At 63.9% G+C, this 23,972-nt stretch carries 26 protein-coding genes and 1 pseudogene; 14 read left to right on the plus strand and 13 right to left on the minus strand.

Annotated elements, in window-relative coordinates; translation table 11 throughout:
* Window positions 1–24 precede the first annotated feature (24 nt).
* The 3 genes from ABIB14_RS07510 to ABIB14_RS07520 are packed head-to-tail and all read right to left on the minus strand — an operon-like array spanning window position 25 to window position 1,620.
* Entirely contained in the window at window positions 25–420 is a 396-nt protein-coding gene (locus ABIB14_RS07510; RefSeq protein WP_354235253.1) for an Asp23/Gls24 family envelope stress response protein, read from the minus strand.
* The gene (locus ABIB14_RS07515; RefSeq protein WP_354235254.1) at window positions 413–1,027 is read right to left on the minus strand and encodes an Asp23/Gls24 family envelope stress response protein; all 615 of its coding nucleotides are present in this window, start codon (window positions 1,025–1,027) and stop codon (window positions 413–415) included. The genes ABIB14_RS07510 and ABIB14_RS07515 overlap by 8 nt, the downstream gene beginning before the upstream one ends.
* Window positions 1,018–1,620, minus strand: a complete 603-nt coding sequence (locus ABIB14_RS07520) for an RNA polymerase sigma factor (RefSeq protein WP_354235255.1) — start codon at window positions 1,618–1,620, stop codon at window positions 1,018–1,020. The genes ABIB14_RS07515 and ABIB14_RS07520 overlap by 10 nt, the downstream gene beginning before the upstream one ends.
* A gap of 191 nt (window positions 1,621–1,811) precedes the next feature.
* On the opposite strand from ABIB14_RS07520, the gene ABIB14_RS07525 reads away from it, so the two are divergent.
* The 8 genes from ABIB14_RS07525 to ABIB14_RS07560 all read left to right on the plus strand — a co-directional run bounded on the left by ABIB14_RS07525 (window position 1,812) and on the right by ABIB14_RS07560 (window position 6,347).
* On the plus strand, window positions 1,812–2,324 hold the full coding sequence (locus ABIB14_RS07525) for an Asp23/Gls24 family envelope stress response protein (RefSeq protein WP_354235256.1): 513 nt from the start codon (window positions 1,812–1,814) through the stop codon (window positions 2,322–2,324).
* 66 nt (window positions 2,325–2,390) lie between these two features.
* The gene (locus tag ABIB14_RS07530; protein ID WP_354235257.1) at window positions 2,391–2,570 is read left to right on the plus strand and encodes a hypothetical protein; all 180 of its coding nucleotides are present in this window, start codon (window positions 2,391–2,393) and stop codon (window positions 2,568–2,570) included.
* Entirely contained in the window at window positions 2,567–2,992 is a 426-nt protein-coding gene (locus tag ABIB14_RS07535; protein WP_354235258.1) for an Asp23/Gls24 family envelope stress response protein, read from the plus strand. Before ABIB14_RS07530 ends, ABIB14_RS07535 begins: the two co-directional genes overlap by 4 nt.
* Window positions 2,989–3,579, plus strand: coding sequence for a DUF6286 domain-containing protein (locus tag ABIB14_RS07540; protein ID WP_354235259.1), 591 nt, complete (start codon window positions 2,989–2,991; stop codon window positions 3,577–3,579). Before ABIB14_RS07535 ends, ABIB14_RS07540 begins: the two co-directional genes overlap by 4 nt.
* Window positions 3,580–3,625: 46 nt before the next feature.
* A complete protein-coding gene (locus ABIB14_RS07545) occupies window positions 3,626–4,243 on the plus strand; it encodes an Asp23/Gls24 family envelope stress response protein (protein ID WP_354235260.1) in 618 nt (205 codons plus the stop codon).
* A gap of 28 nt (window positions 4,244–4,271) precedes the next feature.
* Complete coding sequence (locus ABIB14_RS07550; RefSeq protein WP_354235261.1) at window positions 4,272–4,544, plus strand: hypothetical protein; 273 nt, start codon at window positions 4,272–4,274, stop codon at window positions 4,542–4,544.
* Window positions 4,545–4,642: 98 nt separating this feature from the next.
* A complete protein-coding gene (locus ABIB14_RS07555; protein WP_354235262.1) occupies window positions 4,643–5,413 on the plus strand; it encodes a mechanosensitive ion channel family protein in 771 nt (256 codons plus the stop codon).
* A 115-nt stretch (window positions 5,414–5,528) separates the two neighbouring features.
* Window positions 5,529–6,347 carry a PRC and DUF2382 domain-containing protein gene (locus tag ABIB14_RS07560; protein ID WP_354235263.1) on the plus strand — a complete coding sequence of 273 codons (819 nt, stop codon included), beginning with the start codon at window positions 5,529–5,531 and terminating at the stop codon, window positions 6,345–6,347.
* 298 nt (window positions 6,348–6,645) lie between these two features.
* On the opposite strand, the gene ABIB14_RS07565 is transcribed toward ABIB14_RS07560, so the two are convergent.
* The 3 genes from ABIB14_RS07565 to ABIB14_RS07575 form a co-directional block, all read right to left on the minus strand.
* The gene (locus ABIB14_RS07565; protein WP_354235264.1) at window positions 6,646–6,837 is read right to left on the minus strand and encodes a hypothetical protein; all 192 of its coding nucleotides are present in this window, start codon (window positions 6,835–6,837) and stop codon (window positions 6,646–6,648) included.
* 978 nt (window positions 6,838–7,815) lie between these two features.
* A complete protein-coding gene (locus ABIB14_RS07570; protein ID WP_354235265.1) occupies window positions 7,816–8,469 on the minus strand; it encodes an SDR family NAD(P)-dependent oxidoreductase in 654 nt (217 codons plus the stop codon).
* A gap of 904 nt (window positions 8,470–9,373) precedes the next feature.
* On the minus strand, window positions 9,374–10,096 hold the full coding sequence (locus tag ABIB14_RS07575) for a phosphatase PAP2 family protein (protein WP_354235266.1): 723 nt from the start codon (window positions 10,094–10,096) through the stop codon (window positions 9,374–9,376).
* A 156-nt stretch (window positions 10,097–10,252) separates the two neighbouring features.
* Here ABIB14_RS07575 and ABIB14_RS07580 point away from each other — a divergent pair, with 156 nt between their 5' ends.
* Window positions 10,253–10,933 carry a response regulator transcription factor gene (locus tag ABIB14_RS07580; RefSeq protein ID WP_354235267.1) on the plus strand — a complete coding sequence of 227 codons (681 nt, stop codon included), beginning with the start codon at window positions 10,253–10,255 and terminating at the stop codon, window positions 10,931–10,933.
* 99 nt (window positions 10,934–11,032) lie between these two features.
* Here the strand turns inward: ABIB14_RS07580 and ABIB14_RS07585 are convergent, their stop codons facing one another.
* Window positions 11,033–11,323 (minus strand): hypothetical protein, encoded by a 291-nt coding sequence (locus tag ABIB14_RS07585; protein ID WP_354235268.1) that lies wholly within the window; start codon window positions 11,321–11,323, stop codon window positions 11,033–11,035.
* 140 nt (window positions 11,324–11,463) lie between these two features.
* Window positions 11,464–12,921 (minus strand): sensor histidine kinase, encoded by a 1,458-nt coding sequence (locus ABIB14_RS07590; protein WP_354235269.1) that lies wholly within the window; start codon window positions 12,919–12,921, stop codon window positions 11,464–11,466.
* A 176-nt stretch (window positions 12,922–13,097) separates the two neighbouring features.
* On the opposite strand from ABIB14_RS07590, the gene ABIB14_RS07595 reads away from it, so the two are divergent.
* Both ABIB14_RS07595 and ABIB14_RS07600 read left to right on the plus strand, forming a co-directional pair.
* Window positions 13,098–13,430 (plus strand): hypothetical protein, encoded by a 333-nt coding sequence (locus ABIB14_RS07595; protein ID WP_354235270.1) that lies wholly within the window; start codon window positions 13,098–13,100, stop codon window positions 13,428–13,430.
* A 300-nt stretch (window positions 13,431–13,730) separates the two neighbouring features.
* Entirely contained in the window at window positions 13,731–14,687 is a 957-nt protein-coding gene (locus tag ABIB14_RS07600; RefSeq protein ID WP_354235271.1) for a S1C family serine protease, read from the plus strand.
* Window positions 14,688–14,874: 187 nt separating this feature from the next.
* On the opposite strand, the gene ABIB14_RS07605 is transcribed toward ABIB14_RS07600, so the two are convergent.
* The 3 genes from ABIB14_RS07605 to ABIB14_RS07615 all read right to left on the minus strand — a co-directional run bounded on the left by ABIB14_RS07605 (window position 14,875) and on the right by ABIB14_RS07615 (window position 18,776).
* The gene (locus ABIB14_RS07605) at window positions 14,875–16,182 is read right to left on the minus strand and encodes an alkaline phosphatase family protein (protein ID WP_354235272.1); all 1,308 of its coding nucleotides are present in this window, start codon (window positions 16,180–16,182) and stop codon (window positions 14,875–14,877) included.
* A gap of 97 nt (window positions 16,183–16,279) precedes the next feature.
* A complete protein-coding gene (locus ABIB14_RS07610; RefSeq protein WP_354235273.1) occupies window positions 16,280–18,367 on the minus strand; it encodes a phosphocholine-specific phospholipase C in 2,088 nt (695 codons plus the stop codon).
* 106 nt (window positions 18,368–18,473) lie between these two features.
* Window positions 18,474–18,776, minus strand: coding sequence for a hypothetical protein (locus ABIB14_RS07615; protein ID WP_354235274.1), 303 nt, complete (start codon window positions 18,774–18,776; stop codon window positions 18,474–18,476).
* 57 nt (window positions 18,777–18,833) lie between these two features.
* Here ABIB14_RS07615 and ABIB14_RS07620 point away from each other — a divergent pair, with 57 nt between their 5' ends.
* The 3 genes and pseudogenes from ABIB14_RS07620 (at window position 18,834) to ABIB14_RS07630 (ending at window position 22,293) form a co-directional block, all read left to right on the plus strand.
* Window positions 18,834–19,343: a hypothetical protein gene (locus tag ABIB14_RS07620; RefSeq protein WP_354235275.1), complete on the plus strand. Its 510-nt coding sequence runs from the start codon at window positions 18,834–18,836 to the stop codon at window positions 19,341–19,343.
* A pseudogene (locus tag ABIB14_RS07625) lies at window positions 19,252–19,669 on the plus strand (transposase); the annotation flags it as partial. The gene ABIB14_RS07620 and the pseudogene ABIB14_RS07625, both read left to right, overlap by 92 nt.
* Window positions 19,670–19,878: 209 nt before the next feature.
* On the plus strand, window positions 19,879–22,293 hold the full coding sequence (locus tag ABIB14_RS07630; RefSeq protein ID WP_354235276.1) for a hypothetical protein: 2,415 nt from the start codon (window positions 19,879–19,881) through the stop codon (window positions 22,291–22,293).
* A 439-nt stretch (window positions 22,294–22,732) separates the two neighbouring features.
* Here ABIB14_RS07630 and ABIB14_RS07635 read toward each other — a convergent pair whose 3' ends face one another.
* Together ABIB14_RS07635 and ABIB14_RS07640 are read right to left on the minus strand one after the other, a co-directional pair.
* Complete coding sequence (locus ABIB14_RS07635) at window positions 22,733–23,482, minus strand: ATP-binding protein (protein WP_354235277.1); 750 nt, start codon at window positions 23,480–23,482, stop codon at window positions 22,733–22,735.
* Between the two features lie 125 nt (window positions 23,483–23,607).
* Window positions 23,608–23,972, minus strand: a 365-nt coding sequence (locus tag ABIB14_RS07640; RefSeq protein WP_354235278.1) for a transposase, incomplete at its 5' end; no start/stop codon positions are given.

The following is a 23,972-nucleotide window of genomic DNA, read 5'->3' on the forward strand; positions in this document are numbered from 1 at the left end:
ACGGGTTCCATTCTTGAACCGCAGTTATACGGGCGTTTTCAACGATTGAGGTTCAATTGCGAGAATGCAGATATCGACGCGGCCTGGGGTCAGGCCGGTGTGGCTGATCCTTTCACGCACGCGTTGTTGTACTGCTTCGGCGACGGTGAGGGCGGTCCAGGCGATGTCGGTAGCAATGTCGAGGTGGACGTGCGCGGTGCCTTCGCTGATCGTGGCGGCGACGCCGTCGTGTCGGTAGGTGCCGTTTTGGCTTCCGGAGTTGCGGAGGTTTTGCAGTGCGGCGGGGCCCAGTCGGGCCAGGAAACCTTTGATGGTGGGTTCGAGTCTGAGGACTCCGCGCGTTTCCAGGGCGGTGCGGGCGGCGAGGGAGGCGATCAGCTGGCTGGTGATTACTTGGCCGTGGAGGGTTTCGTCAGACATCGTAGAGGTCCTCGACTGTGATGTTGATGGTTCCTGCACCGATGCCGACACCGGCCGGAATGGCGTTGCCGATCTCGTGCCGCAGCGCATCAACAGTTAGGGGGATGTCGATGCCCGCGGCAGCGGCAACCCTGAGATTGACTATGAGGTGAGGGCCGGCAGTGGTGCTCGTCCGGATGCTTCCGGTCGGGTGGTCCTCAGCGGACAGGCTATCGGCGGCGGAGCGTATTTCGATGCGGCAGCGCCTCGAGTGAATTCCCGGAATCGTCGTTGCCGCGAAGCGGATGAGGGAGCTCAGGGCTTGCTCACTGATCTCGGTTGTGCCGTTGTCTGTGCTGTGCAGGAGTATTCTTTTGCTGCGGCGGATCTCGGCGCGGGCGACGTCCATGATGGCGTCCGTGAGTCCGGGGCGGGGTTTGAGAGCGGGGTTGTCCAGGTCGCCTTCGCGTAGTGCACTCGTTGCCTCACGGAGTCCTTTGAGCCGGGTCCTGGCGGTTCGGCATTGATCGCACTGCGCCTCGTGCGCGGTGGGGGGCTCGTTGATGGTGTCCCAGATCCCGTCGATGCTGCGCCCGCAGCCCAGGCGGGGGATGTCTCCTAACTCCATTGGCTCATCCCTTCTGCTATCTGGTGCCGTGCCCGGGCGAGTGTGCCGCGGACCGCTGTCGGGCTGATCTTCAGTGTGGCACCAATTTCGGCGTAAGTGCGGCCGTGCATTTCCCGTAACAGCCAGCAGGCCCGTTGTGTTGGGGGGAGCGTGTTCAGCACAACGGTCAGGCCGTTTTGTTGCGCGGACCACTCCGTCTCATGAGCCGGGTCCGTCCCGGCGGGCGCCCGGTTGGTGCCGGTTTCGGTGATCGTGCGGATGTCCTCCGGGTTGGTGAGGTTCTCGGCACGGGTGGATCGTTTGCGCAGGAGGTCCAGGCATTTGTTGGTCGCCAGCCGGTAGATCCAGCCGCCAAAAGCGTTGACGTCAGCGAGCATGTGCAGGCCGCGCCAGCACGTTGTCAGGGTCTCCTGCACAATGTCTTCGGCTTGTCCGCGGTCGTTGAGCATCCGGTACGCCAGCCGGAAAAGTCTGTCCTGATAGGTGATCACCAGGTGTTCGAATGCCGCCAGGTCGCCGTCTTGGGCGCGCGCGACGATGCTTCCTTCATCCAGGTCGGGTTCGGCGTCGAAGGCGGGTTCTTGATCATCCATGCGCTTCCGTCCCGTCCGGTGCTGTACCGGCGCTTGGCCCCAATATGCCATAGCCGGGCATCAGCTGGGAACCGTCCCCGGTACGTCATCTCTGGAGAAAAATACTTCGCGCCACGGCATGACGTTTCAGGATCGGCTTCGTCTTTATCTATGTAAGCACGATCACGATCTTCGAGAAGGAGCTGTTTTTCATGGCAGAGTCACCCAATACCCCCGGCGCTTCCAGCGGCGTTGTGGCCACCCCCGAGGAGCAGAAACGTAACGCATCGGTGGAGCAGCCGAAACGGCACGATGCGCTGCACACGGACCGAGGCGACACCACAATTGAAGAAACCGTGGTGCAGAAGCTGGCCGGCATGGCCACCCGCGAAGTCCCGGGCGTATACGCCATGGGCAGTGCAGGGCGGCGGGCTTTCAGCGCCCTGGCCGAACGCATCCCGGGATCGCAGACCAACGTCAGCGGCGGCGTCAGCGTTGAAAAAGGTGAACGCCAGACAGCCATCGACGTCTCGATCGTCGTGGATTACGGCATCTCGATCGTGGATGTCAGCCAGGGCATCCGCCGCAACGTCATCCAGTCCGTCGAGCACGCCACCGGTCTGGAGGTGCTGGAAGTGAACGTCAACGTCACCGACGTGCACCTGCCCGATGACGACAAGCAGGACCAGCAAGGCCAACAGGACCAAAAGACCGAACTTCAGTAACTCCACAGCACCGGGCGGCAACCCCCGACCGGTGCGCGAGTAAGGCCGAAAAGAAAAAGGATGGCTATGTCTACTACACGGTGGTGCCTGGCGATAGGCCTGGTACTCGGAATTGTTCTGGCTTTCGGCGGCTGGTGGGCGCTGGTGTCCGCGGTAGTCCTGGGCTTCCTCGGGTTGGTGGTCGGCCGGGTCGCCGAGGGAAAGCTGGACATGGCGGCCCTGTTCGGTAAAGCATCGAGCCGATGACCCCGCCAGGAGTTCACGCGCTGCCCACTACCGACGTCGATGATCGCCTTGAACCCGACATCGACTCACGGGGGCAGACCGTGCTGGCGGACAAAGTGATCGAGAAGATTGCCAGCCAGGTCGTCAGTGAGGAATCGGTCGCCGGTGGCTCCTCCGGGGGCTTCCTGGGCATCGGAACCCACGCGGACCTGTCCGTCCGGCCCAAGGCCTCAGTGGAGCTGAGCGGGAACATCGCGACCCTCAGCGTCGAAGTCGGCATGCTCTACCCTGTCCCCTTGCGGCAGGCGACGGAGGCATTACGGCGCCGGATCCGGACCAGAGTGACGGAGCTGACCGGCGTTGAAGTCCGCCAGGTCGACATCAAGGTTTCCTGGCTGACCAGCACCGGCGGCGACGCCGGCGGCCGCAGGAGGCTGTTATGAGCCGCAACAATGGACGCTCCACCCCCCTACGGCGCCGCCCCAGCCGGACGGTTCCGGCCTTGATCGTGGGGATCCTGCTGTTGGCTGCCGGCGTCGCCCTGGTGTGGTTGACCATTGCCCGCCTCATCGATGGCACATGGCCCGCGCTCCTACAAGGACCCCGGGAGTGGCTCACCGCGCTGACGTGGAACAGTCCCGCTGCGTGGGAGGTCGGGGTCGCCGCCACCGTCATCGGGCTGGTCTTGCTGCTATGCGCCCTCATCCCCGGCGAATTCACCGCCTTGACCATCCGGAACGACGCTGAACGTGATGCCGCACACGGGCCAGCAGATGTAGAGGAACAGGAGACCGTGATGACACGCCGCGGCGTCGCCCACCTGGCGAAAGCGTGCTGCGACCAAATCGATGGCGTCAGCACGGCAACAGCGACAGCCACCAGCAAGCGTGTGCACCTCAAGGTGAAGACAACCCTGCGGGACACCGGAGATCTGCGTACCCGCGTCACCGACGGTGTCCTGGACCGCCTGAACGAAATCGGGCTTGACCCGCTCCCCCGGATCACCGCAAACGTCGAATCCAAGGGATGAAGCATCCGTTCGTTTTCACGCTCCATCGATCAAAGGAAGGATTCCGATGCGACAAACAGCCGGAACTCTGAACCGCACGTGGCTGACAATCCTCGGCATCCTCCTCCTGGCCGCCGGCATCGTCTTGCTCCTACAGGCAGCCGGCATCCTGCCCCCACTCGCCGCTACCCACCAAGCGGGGGACAAGGTTATTCCAGGTGACCTGCATCCATTCTTCGTGCAGCCATGGGTGATAGGACTCCTTCTGGTTCTCGGAGTCCTGATCAGTGTGCTCGCGCTGACATGGATAATCGCGCAGATTCCCCGTTCGAACGCCGCCGACACTTACCGGTTACATTCGGAGAGCGCCGCAGGCCGCACCCTGTGTGACCCGTCCGTTCTGGCCCGCGCGGTAGAGAACCAGGTCAACACCCTCCCCGGCGTCGTGACGTCCTCAGCCCTGTTGCGGGGCACCGCTGACGATCCGGACTTGACCCTGAAAGTCACCGTCAATGACCGGGCCGATATCCAAAACCTGCTTCGTCGGTTGGATAGGTCCGCACTGCCGGACCTTTCCACAGCCTTAGAGGCTCCCCTGCAGCGGCGCCGTTTGCAGATCGACGTCAGCGGGCATGCGCAGACCACTGGAACCGTGGTGCACTCCACCGGCACCGTCCTCCAATAGCGCGCCGGACCAACCGTAAGGAGGACCAATGATCAGCACCGAGGACATCGAGACCATCACCACGGGCAGCTTCGTCGTCCGGTCCACCGGCGGGAGCGCAATCGGGTTCGTCCGGCAGGTTCAGTTGGACGTCCAAAAGGGTGGCCCGTGCAGGTCAGCGACGGCACGGGAAGCTGCCAAGCGGGACAAGGTTGAGCACGTTATAGAGAACCTGGGCCGGCAGATCTCAAGCAAGAAGACCGGATCCCACGCCGGACCCCGAGAGAAAAATAATTTGAGCAGCACCTTGCCAAGCAGATAGTAAGCATGCTTAGTTAGTTGTGATGAAGGCCACGCAGGAAGCCCTTGACCGTCCGGAGGGCACTGCTTCCCGGCTCCCAGACCCGAAAGGCGCTCCCCTTGGACATTCTTGACTCGCTCAAAGCAGGGCTGACTGTGGTGGCAACGTTCCTACCCCTGTTCCTGCTGTTCCTGGTTATCCTGATTGTGGGGCTGCTGATCGCCAAGGCAATCTCCAAGGCCCTGTCCAAACTGCTGCACAAAGTCGGTTTTGACCGGCTGGTCGAACGCGGCGGCATCAAAAAGGCGCTGGCGAAATCCTCACTGGATGCCAGTGACATCATTGCCAAAATCGTCTATTACGCCCTGGTCCTGTTCGTGCTGCAATTCGCGTTCGGGGTCTTCGGACCGAACCCGGTGAGCGTCCTGCTGGCTGCGATTATCGGATTCCTGCCCAAGGTCGTCGTCGCGATCATCATCGTGATCATCAGCGCCGCGATCGCCGCAGCCGTGAAGACCCTGATCCAGGGATCCCTTGGCGGGCTGTCCTACGGCAAGGTCCTGGCCAATATCGCCAGTATCTTCATCCTGGGCATAGGCATCATCGCGGCCCTGAACCAGGTCGACATCGCCACCACGGTAACGACCCCGATCCTGATCGCAGTCCTGGCGGCCATCGTCGGCGTCGTTGTCGTCGGAGTGGGCGGCGGGCTGATCAAGCCGATGTCCGCCCGCTGGGAGCAGTACCTGAACCGCGCCGAAGAAGAAGCCCCGAAGATCAAGGCCCATGCCCAGGCGGCACCCCCGGCGACGGAACAGATCAAGGACGCCGCCGGCCAGTACGTGCCAGCGGAAGAACCGCAGCAGACCCGGGGCTCACACCAGTACTAACAGCGCTAAACACCGGCCGGAACGGATCCTGACCCGCCGCCAGTCCGCCGGTCGACCCCGCAAGACCTGATGACGAAAAACCCACCACAACCGATTCAACACCTTAGGAGTGACCATGATCGCCAAAGAACACATCGATGACCTGCTCAACCGCAACGGCAACATCCTTTCCACCGACGGGAACAAAATCGGCTCCATCGGACAGGTCTACGCCGACGACGACAACGGCCAGCCCACCTGGGTCACGGCCAAAACCGGCCTGTTTGGCACCTCGGAGACGTTCGTCCCGCTAGAGGGAGCCCAGATCCAGGGGGACGACCTCGTAGTTCCGTACACCAAGGACCAGGTCAAGGACGCCCCCCGCGTGGACGTTGACGGGCATTTGGAGCCCTCCGAGGAAGACCGGCTCTACCAGCACTACCAGCTCAGCGGCGGCGACCGGACCCACACGGACGCCACCACTGACCGGGATACCCGTACGGCCGGCACCGGCACCGGCCGATACGAGGACCCGGAGAGGACCGACACCGTCGGCCACGACACCTCCGGGCCCACCACGGATGATGCGATGACCCGTTCGGAGGAACGCCTCAACGTGGGCACCGAGAAGCAGGAAGCCTCCCGGGTGCGGTTGCGCAAGTACGTAACCACGGAAAACGTCACCCAGACCGTCCCGGTGAAGCGTGAAGAAGTGAGACTGGAACGGGAACCGATCACCGATGCGAACCGGGACCAGGCGATGTCCGGCCACGACATCAGCGAGGAAGAACACGAGGTCATCCTCCACGAGGAACGCCCCGTGGTCGAAAAGGAAACCGTCCCGGTCGAGCGGGTCCGCCTCGGCAAGGAAACCGTCAGCGGCGAGGCCACCGTTGAGGAGGAAGTCCGCAAGGAACGCATCGACACCGACGGCATCGACGACACCCGCCGCTAACCAATCCCCGCGTTGCAGCAACGACCGGAGGGGACGAGGGCGCCCTGCCTTCGTCCCCTCTAGTGTGGTTTCCTGCCTCCGGACCGCCTCCGGCGGTCAGCAAAGTAAGAAGGGTGCGCTGATGGCCTCCAATCCAGGCGCCGGCCTATGGACGACCCACCAGCTTCTCGACAGCCAGGACAAAGCCATTGCGGGCCTCGGCCTGACCCCCGCTACCGTCATCGCTCTTCAGGGGCTGGCTCACGGACCCCTAAACCCGGAGCAGCTCGCAGCGCGAATGTTCGTTCCACGACCGCGGTCAGCGGCGCTGGAACTGCGGCCAGCCACTGTGAGGGTCTTTCCAGCCCTGCGAGTGTCGGGTCGACAGTGAAGCGGCCCAGATGTTCTGTTCCGTCGTCGAAAAACTCCCGCACTGCGATGTGGTGCCGATGGCCGCGTCGATACCTGCCACTGCCCGCACGATCCCCGCGGGTTTATCCTGATACTGCATGATGGTTCTCCTCCTCGCATCGAATACGCGCGATGGAACAACCCGTCATTGCCGGTCCACCAGCCGAGTCACCAGGCCAGCGTTGTCCACCCCTGGCGAGAACCGTCATGCGCTGACTTGAGCACGGCGGCGACCTCCCTCACACGCCCGCAACTGCTGAGGAAGCTTCGGATACGGCTCCGGCGCTTGTACGTCATCCGGTGCCTGCCCGGGACGAAAACCGGTGCTGCGCACCGTTCTCTCCCGGCCACCAATTCCCTCAATCGGGTCTGCTTGGAAGACAGGCCGGGGGCGACGATCTCTTTCACGGGCCATGACGCCCAGCCGAAAACCGGAACCACCCCAGCCCCTCCCAATGCCACCGCAAACCGACAGCCACCACCCTCAACAGGGGGTACTTAAGAGGTACAAGCCTCTTCACCGAAGCGGCCGCTTAATTCGACATTGACGTCACGATTGCCCTGGCCGGAAGCAACGAGGACGAAGCCGTGGACGCCTCAGGCATTCTCTCCCTCATGGCCTTGGACGCCAGCTACGGCGACACCGCAGGAGCCGATCGCAAAGGGGATAGCTGCCAAGAACACTTGTACTTAGCGGCTATCGCAATAGGCCCAAGGAAGCTCAGGAACTACACATTGAATCTAAACGCCACCACGTCCCGTCGCCGAATATGCGTGCCGCCCGCGGGCTCCATTTCGCTTCGTTGTTTCGACCATGGGTCAGGACCTGGTGTTGTGGACGAAATCGGGACGGTGCACCAGCGCTGCGAGGCGGCGCCACGGTCGACCTAGACTCTGCTGACAACACGATCTACTCAAGCACTGTGGCTGATGCCCGAGCGGCAGGCAATGAACGTCCGACGCTTCAGGTCGGTTCCGAGCCGGAGCACGGTGGCTTCGATGCCCCGGCTCTCAGCAATGAACCCACTTCGGAATCCATTAGACTCCTTAGCCCTCAGTTGCATCATCTCGGCCGAGCCTAGAAGGCGGTGCTGGGCAGATCCTTCTCGCCATCGACGATCGCGGTGATGATCCGCGCTGCAACCAGGTCTGGATCCAGCGCCGCTCCGAATCGCGGCGCTGACCCGGCGATCGGGTGCTCGGACAGCGCGGTGCCAGTGTGGCCTGGGCGGGCGTCCACGATTCGGATGCCCGCGCGACGATACTCGCGCGCCGCTGCGACAACGAAGGCCGCGAGCCCAGCTTTCGACGCCGAGTATGCTGCCAGACCGGCGACGGGTGCCTCAGCGACAACGCCGCTCAGTGTTACCACGAAGGGCTCCCGGCCGTCATGTGCCGAGGCCGCGAGGTAGGGCCGGCTCTGGGTAATCAGATGGATTGCACTGGTCGTGTTCACAGCGAATAGTTCGTCCACCGTGGCGGGTTCAAGGTCTGATGCGGCGCCGAAGGCGACGACCCCGGACGCAACCACTAGCCCGTCGAGACGTCCGTGCTGCGCATTCGTGGCATCCAGCACCTCCCGGATCACAGAGGGTGCGCGCAGATCGTGCCCAGCAGATTTTGACGACCGGGCGACAATGGCGCCGTTACTCTCCAGCTGGGCGGCGATGCGCGAACCGAGCCCGCCGGTGGCGCCGACTACCAGAACAACCGCACCCTGAAGAGTTGTCATGGGTAGATCCTAGGTCACGTGCTGCAGGTAGCCCAGCGCGGGTCGGTTTCCTGAGGCTGGACTTCTGCGGTGCCCCCCTGCAACGACGCAGGCTTTACACGACCGATAAGGCCCCGACGGCGTGCGGGGCCAGGCCGTCGACGACAGGACCGACGGCCGATACGGCCACCAGGAGCGCGATCAGAACCCGTCCTTCGTGCCTGGAGCTGACAGGAAGTCCGACCCGGGGGCTCTGCCGTACGTGGCCGGCCCAGAAGGGCGCCGGCACCCGCCGAGCCGAGCCGGACCAGGTCCACGAACACGCCATTATAGAGGGCCAGAAGAATCAGCAGTGCGAAGATAACAAGGCGGATCCGGCGCCCCCACGGGATAGGCGCTGCGGCAGTGCCAGCCATGATGTCACCGGTGAGGGGTGCACTGGGACCGAGTAAGAGGTGCCCGCTCATTTTCCGGGTCCAGGACCGCATCACCTGCCGTGCGATGGTGAGGAATCCGAGGGCAGTGGTAGTTCCGAGTGCCTGGGCGCCCAGGGCTGCCGCAGCGAACCACACACTCCCCATCCGGGGTTCCAGGACCAGCCCGGCGGCCAGGATGACCGAACTTCCCAGTAGGTACCCTGCCAGGTTCTGGGCCCAGAACCCGGAAGTCGGCAGCACCCACCAGTTGCTGGGCACAGACTGGGCCGTCGCCGCCCCGTGCTACCGCAGGTGCCCGGCCGGGCCGTTAATGAGGCCGGAAGTCAACACTCCGGCGGTCCAAAAGATGAGGACCAAGCCCAGTCTGACGGGGGCTCGGCGCAGCCGCGGGAGCGTGGAGGCCAGCGCACTCGAGAAGACCGGCTTTCCGGGGTCCGGACGCGGCGCAGACACAAGGTCCTTTCAGCGTTTGGAGGATCCGGGCCGGCTCACCGCGGGTTCGGTGCCGTGGTTTCGAACTTCTGAATCAGGTGCACCCTGGAAATCCGGGGTGCAATGAGGTTGTTCCAGACCGGCAACCAGGCCAGGACCGCGGCCGCGCTGATACACACGGAACCGGCCACATCACTGAGGTAGTGCACCCCCAGGTACATCCGGGAGAACGCCACAACCGCTACGAAAAAAGACCCTGCGGCCAGAAGTGCCAGCCGTTGGCCCTTGCTGCGGGCAAGAACCAGCACGGACGCCAGCACCAAAGAGACCGCGAAGGCGGTATGGCCGGAAGGAAAGCTGTTGTGGCCTGTTTCGACGATCAGAGCCGCCGTCACGTCCCCCGGCGGCCGGGAGCGGCCCACCAGCGCTTTGCCCGCGGACGAGGCCAGCCAGCCTGCCGCCACGACGGAGCCGAACGCGACCGCCTGCACCGGGCGGCGGCGGAACCACAGCAGATACAGGCAGATGGCCAGCACCAGCGTCACCGCTCCCACCGGGCCCAGTCCGTAATGAATGCCCTCGCTCAATCCGACCAGGGCACTGTTTCGGCCGTGGCTGAGGGAAATTACCAAGCCCAGCTCCGGTGATAGCGGTCCGAAAGACTTCGCTGCCATCCCCGCCGCTGCCGTGGCCGCGAACACAGACGCGGCCGCGGTGACCCACCACCAGGACTGCAGCCCCGGGAAAATTGTGGTCCGGCGGGCGAGGGAGGAATCCATGGTGCAGTCCTGACGGTATGAGCGCTGACGCGCGGGGCTTGCCACCAGCTTGCGGCACCTGCGCTGAGAGAAACCTGAGAGCTGCCCCGCCGTTCCTCAGGTTCCCCTCAACGGGTGTGAGGGATACTGCATGTACCAACGAAAGGGGAGCCGGGCATGCGGGTGCTGCTGGTCGAGGACGAAAAAGTGCTGGCCGAGACGGTCCGGCGCGGACTCATCAACCAGGGCTTTGTGGTCGACGTAACCCATGACGGGGTCAGCGGCCTCTGGGCCGCTACGGAGAACCCGTATGACGTGATCCTGCTTGATCTGATGCTGCCGCTCAAAAACGGGTATGACGTCCTAAAAGAACTCCGGGAGCGGCTGGTTTGGACCCCCGTGCTGATGCTGACTGCCAAGGACGGAGAATACGACCAGACGGACGCGTTCGATCTTGGAGCCGATGACTACCTGACGAAACCCTTCAGCTTCATCGTCCTCGTCGCCAGGATCCGTGCCCTGATCCGCCGAGGGGCCCCCGAACGGCCCGTCACCCTCACCCTGGGGACACTGGCACTGAACCCCGCCAGTCGCAGCGTCCGCCGAGGCGATTCCAGGATTGCATTGACAGCCAGGGAGTATGGCTTGCTGCATTACCTGATGCGCAGCCATGACCAGGTCGTGTCCAAATCCCAGATCCTCGACAACGTGTGGGACCCGGCCTTCGAGGGCGGAGACAACGTGGTGGAAGTCTACATCGGGTATCTGCGGCGCAAGATCGATAGTCCCTTCGGTCTGCAGACCCTGACAACAGTACGGGGAATGGGATACATGCTGACCGCCGACCGGCCGGAATAAGCGGAACTCCGGGGCCCTCCGAAACCTCCCGCAGCGCTACCCCGGCGTAAGCTGCCGCCTGAAACGCATTGTCGGCGCGCGGGCCGGCCGGTCGGGGCGTTACGCGCTGCCGGCGTGGAACCGCCTTAGCGTGTGCGGGGCGGCTTCCCCGAATTCGAGCCTCTCCTCAATCATGCGCTCATCAGTGTGGACCTCGCGGGGGTACCCGGTGAGAAAATCCATATCCGCACCACCACGGCCTGCCGCTGCCGAAACCGGGCCCGCGGTCCGGACCGGACTGGCGGCGGTCACCGACCTACTGCCGTGCTCCGCGGCCGACGCCGAACCCATGCCGAGCGTCAGCGCGACGCCGGCCGCCAATGCGGTGCGGGTTGCGCTTCCAAGATTCATACCGACCACTCTTCCGCACTGCACCTGAGGAACCGCTGTGCGCGTCCCACCCCGCAGAACGCTCCCGTTTTTGCCCGACGAGGCCTCAGTTGATCTGTGCCGGAGGCATTCGGAGCCATGCGAAGCCGGAAACGGCGCCTTCACGGCACGTCGGTGTGCCGCGGGTCCCCCGCCTGGTCCGGCACCACTTGTGGCCGGGCGGTGGCGTGGGCCTGCCTGATGCCCAGCTCGAACCGGCATCCCCCACCGGGGGCTTCGCCGGTGCGGATCCAGCCGCGGTGGGCTGCCATGATGCCTGCGGCGATCGCCAGGCCCAGTCCGCTCCCACCGCTTTCACGAGACCGGCTTTGATCCAGCCGGACGAACCGCTCAAAAATCCGTTCCCGGTCGACCACCGGCACCGGCGCCCCGTCGTTGTCGATCGTGATGAGCGCCCCTTCGTTGGTGTTGCGCAGCCGGATGCTGATCCGGGAAGCTGCGTGCCTGTCGGCGTTGTCCAGGACGTTACGCACGACCTGGCCCAGGCGCCGCGGGTCCCCGGCGACCCTGACGGGCTCAAGGCTGACCTCGATCCTCCGGGTACTGGTGGAACGCAACCGGAGCACTTCCTCATTCAGCACATCGTCGAGGTCCACGTCCGTGGTCTCGAGCCGCAGGCCCCCGTCGTTGGTTTTGGCCAGGGTCAGCAGGTCCTCGACCAGGTAACGCATCCGGGCTGTTTCCCCTGCCAAAACGGTTTTCATCTGCTCCCAGGTCGCGCCGGAGGCGTCAGCGGCGGCAATCTCCACTCCGGCACTGAGGGTCGCAAGCGGGCTGCGCAGTTCATGGCTGGCGTCCGAGACGAAGCGGCGCTGCTCCTGGTCTGAGGCCTGCAACCTGCCCAGCATCATGTTCATCGTCTCAGCCAGCGCCTGGATCTCATCGTCGGTGGGCGGCACATCCACGCGCCCGTCCAGACTCCGGGCACTGATGCCCGCGACTTGACCGCGGATCCGTTCAACCTGCCGCAAGGACCGGCCCACCAGCACCCAGACGGAACCGCCCACGACAGCCAGCAGCGCCGGCGTGGCCCCGAGGATGAACCAGGCAACCGTGGAAACCGTGTCAGCCTGGACCTGCACCGTCGCGGCCACGACGACCGTGTAGAGCCGGCCGCCAACGTCGACGCCTGTCGCCACGATCAAGAAATCATCGCCGTCACGCAGGCTGGGCAGCCCGGACACGTCCTGAGTCAGTGTCTCTCCCGGTCCCGGGCGCAGGGCGGTGAGTGCAACGGTCTTCGCTGCCGGCACGGAAGCGGCGAAAACCGTCCCGCTTGGCGCCAGAATTTGGACGTACTGGCCGGTGTGGGCGGTCGAGGCAATGTACTGGCCGGCCTCTGCGACGTCCTGTCCCGAAATCTGTGCGATGACGTCCGCGGCCTGCCGCCGGGCTGATGTTTCCGTTGAGGCTACAAGGGAGGTCTGGAGCAGGACGAGCAGGACCAGGCCACCGACGACCAGTGCCGCCGCGACGACCAGGACCGCGGTTGCGGTGGCACGCTTGCGCACACCCCAGCGCGCACGGCGGGGAAGTGGCGGAACCCGGTCAGCATCCATGTTCCAAGGATGGGCCGGGGACCGGGGAGAAACAAACTCCGTCCCGCTATCCTGTCTCAGCCGGACCTCAAGGACGCTAAGTCTCCTCTCAGGTCCCGCAGGCAACACTTGAACCATCGCCACCCGCACCGGGAGGCACCGGCGGAGCTCAGAGGCCGCCACGAAAGGAGCCGGACATGAACGTCAAGGACCTGAAAACCAGGACAAAAATCGTCATCGTCAGCGCAGGAGTCCTCGGCCTGGCCGGGCTCGGCCTCGGGGCCGCGAACGCAGCAACCCCGTCACCGACCACCACCCAGTCCGTCACAGCGGACACGCCCACCCCCGGCGACGTCGCAGACGCACCGGGCGCGGTCGACACCCCAACCCCCGGTGACACGCCGGATGCCCCCGACGCTGCCGAGGGCACCGAAAAGGCAGACGCTCCGGAAACCCCCGGTGATACCGGGCCGAATGTCGAACAGACCGGTGACCACACCGATCCCGGCGACGCCCCCGGCTCCCGGTAACACCGCCGCACAGCCGGACCAAGCAAAGACCGGCCTGTGGCGCTGAGCCCAGGCGCCGCCGACATAGAAAGACCCGCGAAGCAACCCCGGCTTCGCGGGTCCTTCTGCGTCCGGTAACAAGGTCGAATTCCTGGGTCTGAGCTGCTTCCTGAGGCGAAACTGAGCGGCGGTGGCTGCCCGGCGGCCGGCGCGACGGCAGCGGCGCTCACGCTGACCGGTTACACCGGTAACCCTGTGGCTAGCGCCACGAACGGTTCTTTTTCGCCGGCGCCATCCCCAAGCGATTCTTCCGCGACAGCTTTGGCCGCCGGGGCCGGCCTGCCCGCGATCACCGGGTTGGTCAAAGACGTCGAGCCGTCCGTCGTCACGATCCGGACCGCCGCGGGCCTGGGCAGCGGCGTCGTCTATCACAGCGACGGAGCAATCGTCACCGACGCCCACGTCGTCGAAGATCAACAAAAACAGCCCTTCAAAAACGTGCAAGTCCAGTTCGCGGACGGCTCCCAGACCCAGGCCACCGTCGTCGGCGTCGACGACGTCACCGACGTCGCCGTCCTGAAAATCAACCGCACGGACCTTCCCGCCGCGAAGTTCGCCAAATCGACCCCGGAGGTGGGCTCGATGACCGTGGTCATCGGCAGCCCGCTGGGGCTGGAGGAAACCGTCACCTCCGGAATTGTCTCTGGCCTGCACCGGAACATGCCGCCCTCCAAGGAATCCCCCCACGGCGCTATCGACCTGCTCCAGACCGATGCGCCCATCTCCCCCGGAAACTCCGGCGGGGCCGTGGCCGACTCCAGCGGGCAAATCATCGGACTCTCCGAGGCATACCTGCCACCAAGTTCCGGAGCGGTGGCAATAGGCTTCGTGACCCCATCGACCACCGTCACCGAGGTCGCCGACCAGCTGCTCAAGAGCGGCACCGTCAAGCACGCCGCCCTCGGCGTAGTCCCCACCGACATCACCCCGCAGCTGGCCCAACGCTTCTCCGTTCCCGCATCCTCCGGAGCACTGGTCATCAATGTCTCCCAAGGCGGCGCCGCCGAGCAGGCGGGCATGCAGGCCGGAGACATCATCACCAAGTTCGCCGGGACACCGGTGACAAATGTGACAGACCTGCTTGCCGCCCTCAGGAAACAAGATCCCGGCCAGCAGGTCGACATCGACGTGCAGCGCGGCAAGACCTCCCAAACCCTGCACGTCACCCTCGGCGACCTGGCCGCCCAACACTTCTTACACCGTCAGAATATGAAGTAAAGGGTTGACCCGTAAAGGTCCCCCAGCATGCGGCCGTCCTGACGCACTTGATCGGGATCTCTGCAGGTCCTGCCCCTGGGTTTTGAGTTATTGAGGCGGGAACAGAAATGCCACCCGGCACCTTAGCCGGGTGGCATTTCCCTGAGCGCTCTCGGGCTGTGCTCAGAGCTCGCAGGACTGCTGGGGGTTAGTTCCCGGAGTCCCGGCCGTCCTTGCTTTCGTGTCCGTTGTCGTTGTGACGCTCGGTGTTGGTGTCTGAGTTGTTGTTCTCCGTCTGGCTGAAGAGTTCTTCGAAGGTGCCCGAGGTGGTGGGTGAGCAGGTGTTGGCCAGGCAGCCGAGGTGCCACATGTGCTCGATGGTGGAGAGCAGGGTGTAGTGATCGGAGACCTGGTTGGTCGTCTTGTGCGGGCCTTCCGCTGAGTTAATCACGATCGCGGGTGCGTGCCCGCCGCCGAGGACGGCGCCGTTCTGCCCGACCGGGCTCCCCGGGCCGCCGTCGGATCCGGAGTAGTCGTTCTCGTCCCAGGCCAGGACAATGCTGGACTTGGTCGTCTTCCACGTCGGTGAGTCCATGATCTGCTGGACCGTTTGCTTGACGTAGGCGTCGCCGAGCTGGATCACGCCGTGGTCCAGGCCGGAGTCCGGGTAACCGCACTTAGGCATCCCGACGAGGGCAGCGCCGGAGGCGGACATTCCGTGCATGTCGTGGCACTGGTTCGGGCTGATCCAGACGAAGTTCGGCACCTTGCTGCTGGCCAGGTCGGCCTTGAGGTTGTTCTCCTGGGGCACAATGTTCTGAAGGCGCGGGCTGCCCGGGTAGTTGACGTCCGAGAAGTACATGAACGGGTTGTGCTTCTGTGCATACAGCTTGACCGTTGAGGAGCCGATCGTGGGCGCGTACTCGACCTGGGAACCGGTCCTGGGGAGGCTCTCCATGTATGCCTTCCAGCTCAGGCCCTTGTTCTCGAGCTGGTCAACAATATTCTTGCCCGAGAACATGTGCGCAGTGGACGAAGCGCCGGCGACCTGGGCAGGGGTGAGGCTCCCGGTGACAGCCGTGTCGCTGGAGCCCGGGACGAACTCTTCGGGGGCACACGTAACATCTGCGCCGGCTTTGCAGTCATCCCAGATGCCCTGCGAGCTTCCCGAAATGGTGGCCAGGTAGTTGGGCAGGCTCGGGTGGGTCACACCGTGATAGTTCGTCGCAGTGTTGTAGCGCCGGGCAAGGGAATTGATGTACGGCGCGTCGGCGGTGTTGCCGATGACCTGGTCGTAGCCGTGGTTCTCCATCATGATGACGAAAACGTGGTCAGGACCGTTCTCCCCCTGCCCGCTGGACTGCCCGTCCCCCTGCTTGTTGGCCTGGGCGACAGCACCCGACGTCGACTGCGCGTCCGCGGGCGCAGCCGCACCGACGGCTGCGAATCCGGTGAACGCGACGGTGGCAGCAAGCGCTGTTGCGCCTGCCCTCCGGCTCTTCAGCATGTTGAGCATTAAATAATCCTTTCGGGTTACGCCCCGGACGGGGCACCTTTTTCTCGGGTAGTGCAGCAAAGTAGGGCCGAGGTATCGGCTGAGTAAACGAAAGCTTTCAGTCCTCGCTCTGACGCTCGTTCGCGCCCCGGCCCAGTTGGGGATCGCTCGTGAGCTGGCGCCCGTTTTCGAGCCGGCCGGCCAGGACGCGGATGAGCTTCGGGTCGGCGGCCGAGGTGATGATCAGGTCATACCAGCCGCCGTGGGTCGGGATGACAACGGCCTTGCCCTGGCCCGGGTTGAGCGAGAGCGACTGGGAGCCGGCGCCGTAGGCGTCCTTGAGGGTCACGGCTAAGGCCGCGGGGCCGGTGTTCTCGATCCGGAACTTCGCGTGCGGGGATTTGCCGTCGGTGGTGACGGTGACGCGGAGGTCCGTTTCGGCCGTGGTTCCGGCCAGGCGCCGGTACCAGCCGGCCGGGCCGTGCATGTGCACGTCGTACTCCGTGCCGAGCGCCCAGGACGCGTCGAGTGCGGAAGCTGCCCCGATGGTGTAGGAGTACGGGGCCTGCGGAAGCATGTTGGAGCGGACCTGTACGTGCGCGCCGAGGGTGCCCCGGTTCGCCCAGTGGGCGGTGAGCTTACCGCCGTCGACTTTCGTCTCGACGTCGAGGGCGTAGCCGAGCGGGCGGGACGGACGCGTGCCCTTCTCCTGTTCGGGCATCGTATTCGTCGCCGGGGGCGTCGGAACGTAGCTCGGGTGCCGGTTATGGTCAGCCGGCTTATAGGCCGTGGTGGCCGGCAGGGACGGCGCCTCGCCGCCGCGGTCGGAAAAGTCGAAGGCGCTGGTGAGGTCGCCGCTGACCGCGCGGCGCCACGGCGTGATGTTCGGGGACGCGACGCCGAAGCGGGCCTCGAGGAACCGGATGATGGAGGTGTGGTCGAAGGTCTCGGAGCAGACGAAGCCGCCCATGCTCCACGGCGAGGCCACGATCATCGGCACGCGGACGCCAAGGCCGAAATGTCCCGGAACGTCCTTGCTGCCGTAGAACGTCGGGGTACCGTCGTACCACTCCCCTGCCGTGGAGACCGTGGAGGCGCCCGGGATCTGCGGGGTGTTCGGGTGGGGCGGGACGATGTGGTCGAAGAAGCCGTCGTTTTCGTCGTACATGAACAGCACTGCCGTCTTGCTCCAGACATCCGGGTTGGACGTCAGGATGTCCAAAACGTTCGCGGCGTACCAGGCGCCGAAGTTCGGCGGCCAGTTCGAATGCTCCGAGTAGGCCTCCGGGGCCACGATGTAGGACACCTGCGGAAGCGTGCCCGATTTCACGTCCTCGCGAAGGACCCGGAAAAGATCATCCCCGGCCTTGGCGTTCGTTCCGGTGCGGGCCTTCTCGTAAAGCGGGCTTCCGGGCTTCGCGTCCTGGTACTGCTTGAAATAGAGCAGGGAATTGTCCCCGTAGTTACCGATGTACGCATCGTCAGTCCAGCCCTCATAGTGCGCCGGGTCGAGGCCCTCGCCGACGTCCTGATAGACCTTCCAGGAAACGCCGGCCTTCTCAAGCTCCTCGGGGTAGGTGCTCCACCAGTACCCTTTTTCTTCGTTCCACAGGTCCGGGCCGCCGCCCTTCCGGTCCGGGTCATCCCCGCCGGCGAACATAAAGTAACGGTTCGGGTCCGTCGGGCCAAGGACTGAGCAGTGGTACTGGTCGCAGACCGTGAACGCGTCGGCAAGGGCGAAGTGGAACGGTATGTCCTTGCGCCCGTAAAACGCCATCGTCGCGTCGGTCTTCTCCGGCAGCCACTTATCGTACTTGCCGCTGTTAAAGGCTTCATGGGTGAGCTTCCACGTGAGGTCCAGGTCCTCCATGAACTGCATACCCAGGTTCGGCGCCGTCGGGTGGAACGGAGTAACCTCGCGCGTGGCGTTGGCCTGGTGGAACGCGTCCTTGCCGGAGGGCAAAACTGCCGGGTGCGGGTCCGAGAACCCGCGCACACCCTTCAGGGTGCCGAAGTAATGGTCGAACGCGCGGTTCTCCTGCATGAAGATCACGACATGCTCGACATCCTTGATCGAGCCCGTGGCCCGGTTCGCGGGGATCTCCGCGGCCCGGGCGATGCTCTGCCCCAGCATCTGCGAGATCGCGGTACCCGCGGCACCAGCGGCCGAAAGCTGAAGAAAACGACGGCGATCCAAACCTGCCATGAAGCTGCTCCTAATGCATTGTTTTACTAGTGGCCCCCGGACGCAGTCTCCCAGTGCCGGGTAAAAGCCCGGCGTACTCCGGGTGAACAACGCGCAGCATACTCACCTAAACGACCGCGCCCTGCAGCACCCAGGTCATCCCGTCAGTGAAGGTCAGGTAGGTGAAATCGACGCGGCGGGCAAGCATGACCTCGTTGAACGCGACACCGGCCGCCCCCCGGCAGCAGACGGCACCGTACCGCCGCTCTTCCGTTGTCCGCGGCCGCGAAGGGAAAAGGGAGATGTTCCCGCCCCTATTGGCCCGGCAGATGGACTCGCCGGCCAGTTGCCCACCACGCGGGATGAACGGAAGACAACGCCCGGCTAACGCATGCTGAAACATGGGGGCCTGGGGTGCTGCGGCCAGCACCCGGCGGCCTTGAATCCAGGGAGCCAGCCAGGGCGCGACGCAGACTGTAAGGCCATCATGGCTTCTGAATCAGCTCTTTCACATCAAACCTCCGGCACCGGCCTCGGCCGGCGTGCTCTGGCCGGAGCCGCCGGGGGCGTTGCTGGGGGTATCGCGTTCGGGATTCTGATGGCGATGATGGGCATGTTGCCTGTGATCGCGTTTAAAGTCGGCTCCAGCTCGGCCGGTGTCGGATTCGGCGTCCATCTGATGATTTCGGTGGCTATCGGGCTGGGTCTGACGGTGCTGTTCGGCAACCGATTCCTGACCTCGTATGGCCGCGGCGGCCTCATCGGGGTTGGGTACGGGGCTATCTGGTGGATCCTGGGCCCGCTGATGATCATGCCGGTCATGATGGGGATGCCCCTGTTCGCCATTGATCCCGCCGCTTTGGTGAGCCTCATGGGCCACCTGATCTATGGCGTTATTCTAGGAAGCCCGACGGACCCTCCACACGGGGGCAGACCTGCTCACCGACAAACAACGCCAACGCCTGGAAACCCTGTTCACCGCCGACGAGCATGTTGAGGTGGAGGCTGGCTGGGGCATCTATCAACGCGTGATCGCGGCCTACCGCGAACCGGACCCGGTCCAAAGACCGAGAGATGATGCAATCCGTGATTGACTCCCCCAGCAGCGGCGTCCCCACCGCGCTGGCCGAGCTCAGGACTCTCGGGCGCACCCTCAAACGCCTGGCGGCAGACGCGCTGGCCTACTTCGACCGGCCCGGCACCTCGAATGGCCCCACTGAGGCGATCCATGGCCGGCTCGAGCACCTGCGCAGCTCCGCCCTCGGCTTCCGGAACCTCACCTACTATGTCGCCAGATCGCTGCTGGAATCCGTAGGATTCTGACCGAAACTACACTCTCAATTCTGAAGAGTCGGAATCCCCAAGTACGACAAGCACGCGTAACTAGAAGCAGTCCGTGACACAATGTGAGGTACAAAAGTAACTAGGGGGAATTTGTGACTGAACCGCAGTATGCGCAGACCGGGTTAGCCGGACGAACCAATGAGGCGCCAGACGGGCGCACCAGTGGCAGCGCAGGGAACAGTGATCGCATGGCACCTGGCTCGGGCGCTGCGCCAATGTCCGCCCTTCTGAAGTCTTTCGACTATAAAAGCCTGATTCCCGGGGCCCTGGTCGCGGCCACTTCTTACGTGGCGGTTCTGATCACCGCGGTCATCTTCTTGATTCTGGCGTTGATCGGCCTCAGCGCCAGTAACGGTGGCAACGCCGAGGTACCGGCAAGTTCCATGCTTCCAAGTGGCACCGTGCCGTCGCCGTGGTCCCTGGTGGGGCAGCTGGCTGTCCAACTGGTCGTCCTGAGCCAGCTCGGTGCACTTGGTTCGAGCATCGACGCGACCATCCCGTTTATGGGAAACGTGCACGGATCGGCTTCTTTCTTCGCTGTTCCCTTGCTGCTGACGGCTGCGTCGATCGCGGTATTGTTCCTGGGTGGGCGGTTCGCCGCGAAACGGTCCTCAGCTCAATCAACCACCGGAATCTGGATCGAGTCGGCCATAGCGGGCCTGGTCTTTACCCTCCTGGTCAATATCAGCGGGGCGGTCTTCGCCATATCGCTGCCCACACCGAGCGTAAAGATCAGCCCCGTTGGGGCAGTGACGTTTGGTTCAGTCCTGGTTGCGCTGACAATCGGGATGTTCGCAACTCTCGCAGGGCGGGCATCAGTCCGACCCCGTGCGGATGCCGGTGTTGGTATACGCGCGGCAGTTCGCCGCACCCTTGAAGCGGTGGCCGTGCACTACTGCGTTTTTCTGGCCATTGCTATCCCGGTTGTTGTGCTTATTCTGGGAATCAAGTCTGGCTGGCAGGCCACGCTCTCAGCGCCCTTGTGGGCACCCACGGCGGGCTTCTTCTTGTTCGGCCTTGGTCACCTGAGTGCTGTCAGCCGCACATGGAATTTTCATTCCTCAGTGGCTTCATCAGCCAATTCTTCAGGCTCAGACATCAGCTTTGGTTTCGGAAGTGCTTTGGCCCAATACGGCGTCCCGGGCTGGGCTGGTTGGTTACTGCTCCTGTTGGCGCTGATCTCGCTGTTGGCTACCTCCGTGTTCTGGTACCTGCGCCGCGGGCCGGTGGTGGGAAACAAGATCACGGACTGGGCGATGCTCCCCGCTGCATTTCTCGTTGCCGGGGCGCTGCTGACGTGGCTCAGCAGCGTTACTGGAACTTTCGACGCTGGTTCACTGGCCACCGGCGCCGGCAGCATGACGCTGGCATGGTGGACCCCGTTCGTACTGATGCTTTGGGGCGGTGCGACGGAGGCATCAGCGCGTTATGTCGCACCTCAGCTCAGCAGGTACGTCCCCTTGGCCATCGCTCACAAGATGGTTCCCGTGCGGCCGGCTGCGCCTGTGCCAGCTGCTGTTCCAACCGGCTATGCAGCGCCTGGAGACCATCCCGCGCTGGCGCCGCGGGACCCGATGTCCGCCCGGACTAAGCGAACTCTTGGACTCGTCCTGGGAGCGGTCGGTCTCGTGGTTGTCCTGGTGGTCGGTGCAGTCATCACGGTCAACGTCGTCAAGGGCGGCAACGGGCCCGATAAAGCCGTGAACAGCTACCTCCAGGCGCTCCAGAACGGCGAGGCTTCGAAAGCGATGTCTCTGGCCGATCCCGGCTTGGCCAACGATCAAAGGGTCCTGCTTATCGATCAGATTTACGCCAAAGCCGGCAAGCGCATTGACGGCTTCGACATTGTTTCGTCGACGGTCTCCGAGGACCACGCCACGGTGGTCGCAGTCCTGCATCAGGATGGCCGTAAGCAGCAGACGACGTTCAATCTCCGCAAGTCGAACCCTGAGCTCTTGGACGACCACTGGAAAATGGAGTCCTCACCGCTCCGGAGCCTGTCCATCACCTCGGACACCCCGGTGCAGACCGTACTAGTCAATGGTCAGGAACTCAACGTCGGCCGTACCGGCAGCCCTACTGGCACCGCCAGCGTGAATTACCCTGCGTTACCTGGGGAGTACACGGTGGAATTGCCGTCCTCGGAAAAGTATCTGACGGCACCGAAGTCAACCACGCTGGTAACCATCGGGGCCGCTCAGGCCCCACCCACCGCCAGCCTCAAGGTGGACGCCTCTGACGCCCTCAAGTCCGAAGCCATGGCACAGGTCGACGCCCATCTTGCCGAATGCGTAAAGTCCACTGATGCACAACCGGCCAATTGCCCGCTCAATAACTACAGTTCATCGCGCTATTCACGGAACCTTCACTGGACACTCACAACGAAGCCCACGTTCAGCATGAGCAAGGATCCCTATGGCTCTTCCCCCTGGCGCATTCGTACGCAAACTCCGGGGAAAGCCACCGTCAGCTACGAAAGGGATAACTCATACGGTTTCGGCACACCTGATTGGAAACCCACAACAGACACAACCTCGGTTTCCATGAGCGCCAATGTCACCCTGGAGGACGGCAAAGTGAAGCTGACCTACAGCAACTATTAGGGTGCAGTATCCGCCCGACCGGGCCCCTGACACTACGCTTGTGGCGGTGTAAGCCAGTCCCAAAAAAAGAAGCCCTTCCCGGGTCACCGGGAAGGGCTTCTTTGTGTCCCGCTCATGCTGCGGTTACTTTACGGCCGCAGCAGGCGTTGTCCCGCTAATCGTTCTTGGCTGCGGCGACGAGGTTATTGCGGCCGTAGCGGTACAACTGGCGCTCTATGGATGGCCACTCCACGCCGGCCGGTCGGCCCAGCTGCAACGAACCCTAGTCGAATCTGGGAAGGATAAGGGTGTCCAAGAAAAACACTGCGTCAAACTTTCGGGGCGGGGTGAGTATTTGAGGCTTTGAGCACCACCCAATCGTGCGGTTCAGCACCACCGATCGTGCGAGAGAGCGCCAGTGGTGGTGTGGCTGGGAGCCACTGACGCCCTCCGTCATCGATTACGCGCTGGCCAGCGCGGTGTGCTCCCTCATGTTGTAGGTGCCCGTCTCAACCCAGATCGTGTTGTGGATGATCCGGTCCATGATCGCGTCCGCATGAACACCGGAGCCGAGGCGCTGGTGCCAGTCCTTCTGCGAATACTGGGTGCAGAACACCGTCGACGTTTCGCCGTAACGGCGCTCCATTAGCTCCAGCAGCATGGTGCGCATCGATTCCGTCGGCCGGTCCAGCAACCACTCGTCAATAACGAGCAACGTGAATGCGGCGTATTTGCGGAGGAACTTCCCGGCCCCGCCGGGGGTGTCTTGGGCGGCGACCCAGGCTTCCTCGAGGTCGGGCATGCGGACGTAGTGGGCGCGGATGCGGTGCTCGCAGGCGCGTTTGGCGATCGCGCAGCCCAGATACGACTTCCCCGACCCGGTGAACCCCTGGAAGACGACGTTCTGCTGCCGGTCCACGAACGAGCAGGTGCCGAGTTGGGCCAGCAGCTGCCGGTTCAGGCCGCGCTCGTCGAGCAGGTCGATGCGACGCAAATCCGCGTTCGGATAACGCAGCCCCGCCCGTCGGATGAGCCCGGCGACCTTGGAGTGCATGAAGGTGGAGTAGGCGTCATCGACGACCAACCTCACCCGCTCTTCGAACGACAGACTGATCGACAGCGTCTCGTCCTGGGTATCTATGGCTTCGAGCAGCTCGCTCGCGTTCATCTCCCGGAGCTTGCGTTTGGTCTCCCCGTCCAGGCGGCTCAACGGGTCCCTCCGGCGTAGTAGGCGCCGCCGCGGACGTAACCGCCATCATCGCCCTCAGGCTCCTCCGAGACGGGTCAAGTCCAAATGCGTGGTGTATTGCGGTTGCCGCGTGATCCTTGGTTTGTTTAGGCGCTGAGCGCCAGTTCTGGGGTGTTCGCTGCCTCCTCTGTGGTCGTGCTGCCGATGGTTTGGGCCTGTTGGATGAGTTCGAGGCCGAGGTAGCGGCGGGCTTCGATCCAGTCATCGTGTTGCTCGGCCAGGACGGCGCCGACGAGGCGGATCAACGAGTTCCGGTCCGGGAAGATGCCGACAACGTCGGTGCGGCGGCGGATCTCCCGGTTCAGGCGTTCCTGCGGGTTGTTGGACCATACCTGCCGCCAGAGGCCCTTCGGGAACGGCGTGAACGCGAGCACGTCGGCGCGGGCGGTTTCGAGGTGGTCCGCTACGTTGGGCAGTTTTTCTTCCAGGGCGCGCAGGACGCGGTCGAACT

This window comes from Arthrobacter sp. UYEF3 (genome assembly GCF_040546245.1).
In the GTDB taxonomy this organism is placed as follows: domain Bacteria; phylum Actinomycetota; class Actinomycetes; order Actinomycetales; family Micrococcaceae; genus Arthrobacter.

Coding starts and splice junctions, on each gene's coding strand:
- ABIB14_RS07510 (WP_354235253.1), bottom strand. CDS start 420: ATGTCTGACGAAACCCTCCACGGCCAAGTAATCACCAGCCAGCTGATC.
- ABIB14_RS07515 (WP_354235254.1), bottom strand. CDS start 1,027: ATGGAGTTAGGAGACATCCCCCGCCTGGGCTGCGGGCGCAGCATCGAC.
- ABIB14_RS07520 (WP_354235255.1), bottom strand. CDS start 1,620: ATGGATGATCAAGAACCCGCCTTCGACGCCGAACCCGACCTGGATGAA.
- ABIB14_RS07525 (WP_354235256.1), top strand. CDS start 1,812: ATGGCAGAGTCACCCAATACCCCCGGCGCTTCCAGCGGCGTTGTGGCC.
- ABIB14_RS07530 (WP_354235257.1), top strand. CDS start 2,391: ATGTCTACTACACGGTGGTGCCTGGCGATAGGCCTGGTACTCGGAATT.
- ABIB14_RS07535 (WP_354235258.1), top strand. CDS start 2,567: ATGACCCCGCCAGGAGTTCACGCGCTGCCCACTACCGACGTCGATGAT.
- ABIB14_RS07540 (WP_354235259.1), top strand. CDS start 2,989: ATGAGCCGCAACAATGGACGCTCCACCCCCCTACGGCGCCGCCCCAGC.
- ABIB14_RS07545 (WP_354235260.1), top strand. CDS start 3,626: ATGCGACAAACAGCCGGAACTCTGAACCGCACGTGGCTGACAATCCTC.
- ABIB14_RS07550 (WP_354235261.1), top strand. CDS start 4,272: ATGATCAGCACCGAGGACATCGAGACCATCACCACGGGCAGCTTCGTC.
- ABIB14_RS07560 (WP_354235263.1), top strand. CDS start 5,529: ATGATCGCCAAAGAACACATCGATGACCTGCTCAACCGCAACGGCAAC.
- ABIB14_RS07565 (WP_354235264.1), bottom strand. CDS start 6,837: ATGCAGTATCAGGATAAACCCGCGGGGATCGTGCGGGCAGTGGCAGGT.
- ABIB14_RS07570 (WP_354235265.1), bottom strand. CDS start 8,469: ATGACAACTCTTCAGGGTGCGGTTGTTCTGGTAGTCGGCGCCACCGGC.
- ABIB14_RS07575 (WP_354235266.1), bottom strand. CDS start 10,096: ATGGATTCCTCCCTCGCCCGCCGGACCACAATTTTCCCGGGGCTGCAG.
- ABIB14_RS07580 (WP_354235267.1), top strand. CDS start 10,253: ATGCGGGTGCTGCTGGTCGAGGACGAAAAAGTGCTGGCCGAGACGGTC.
- ABIB14_RS07585 (WP_354235268.1), bottom strand. CDS start 11,323: ATGAATCTTGGAAGCGCAACCCGCACCGCATTGGCGGCCGGCGTCGCG.
- ABIB14_RS07590 (WP_354235269.1), bottom strand. CDS start 12,921: ATGGATGCTGACCGGGTTCCGCCACTTCCCCGCCGTGCGCGCTGGGGT.
- ABIB14_RS07595 (WP_354235270.1), top strand. CDS start 13,098: ATGAACGTCAAGGACCTGAAAACCAGGACAAAAATCGTCATCGTCAGC.
- ABIB14_RS07605 (WP_354235272.1), bottom strand. CDS start 16,182: ATGCTCAACATGCTGAAGAGCCGGAGGGCAGGCGCAACAGCGCTTGCT.
- ABIB14_RS07610 (WP_354235273.1), bottom strand. CDS start 18,367: ATGGCAGGTTTGGATCGCCGTCGTTTTCTTCAGCTTTCGGCCGCTGGT.
- ABIB14_RS07620 (WP_354235275.1), top strand. CDS start 18,834: ATGGCTTCTGAATCAGCTCTTTCACATCAAACCTCCGGCACCGGCCTC.
- ABIB14_RS07630 (WP_354235276.1), top strand. CDS start 19,879: ATGGCACCTGGCTCGGGCGCTGCGCCAATGTCCGCCCTTCTGAAGTCT.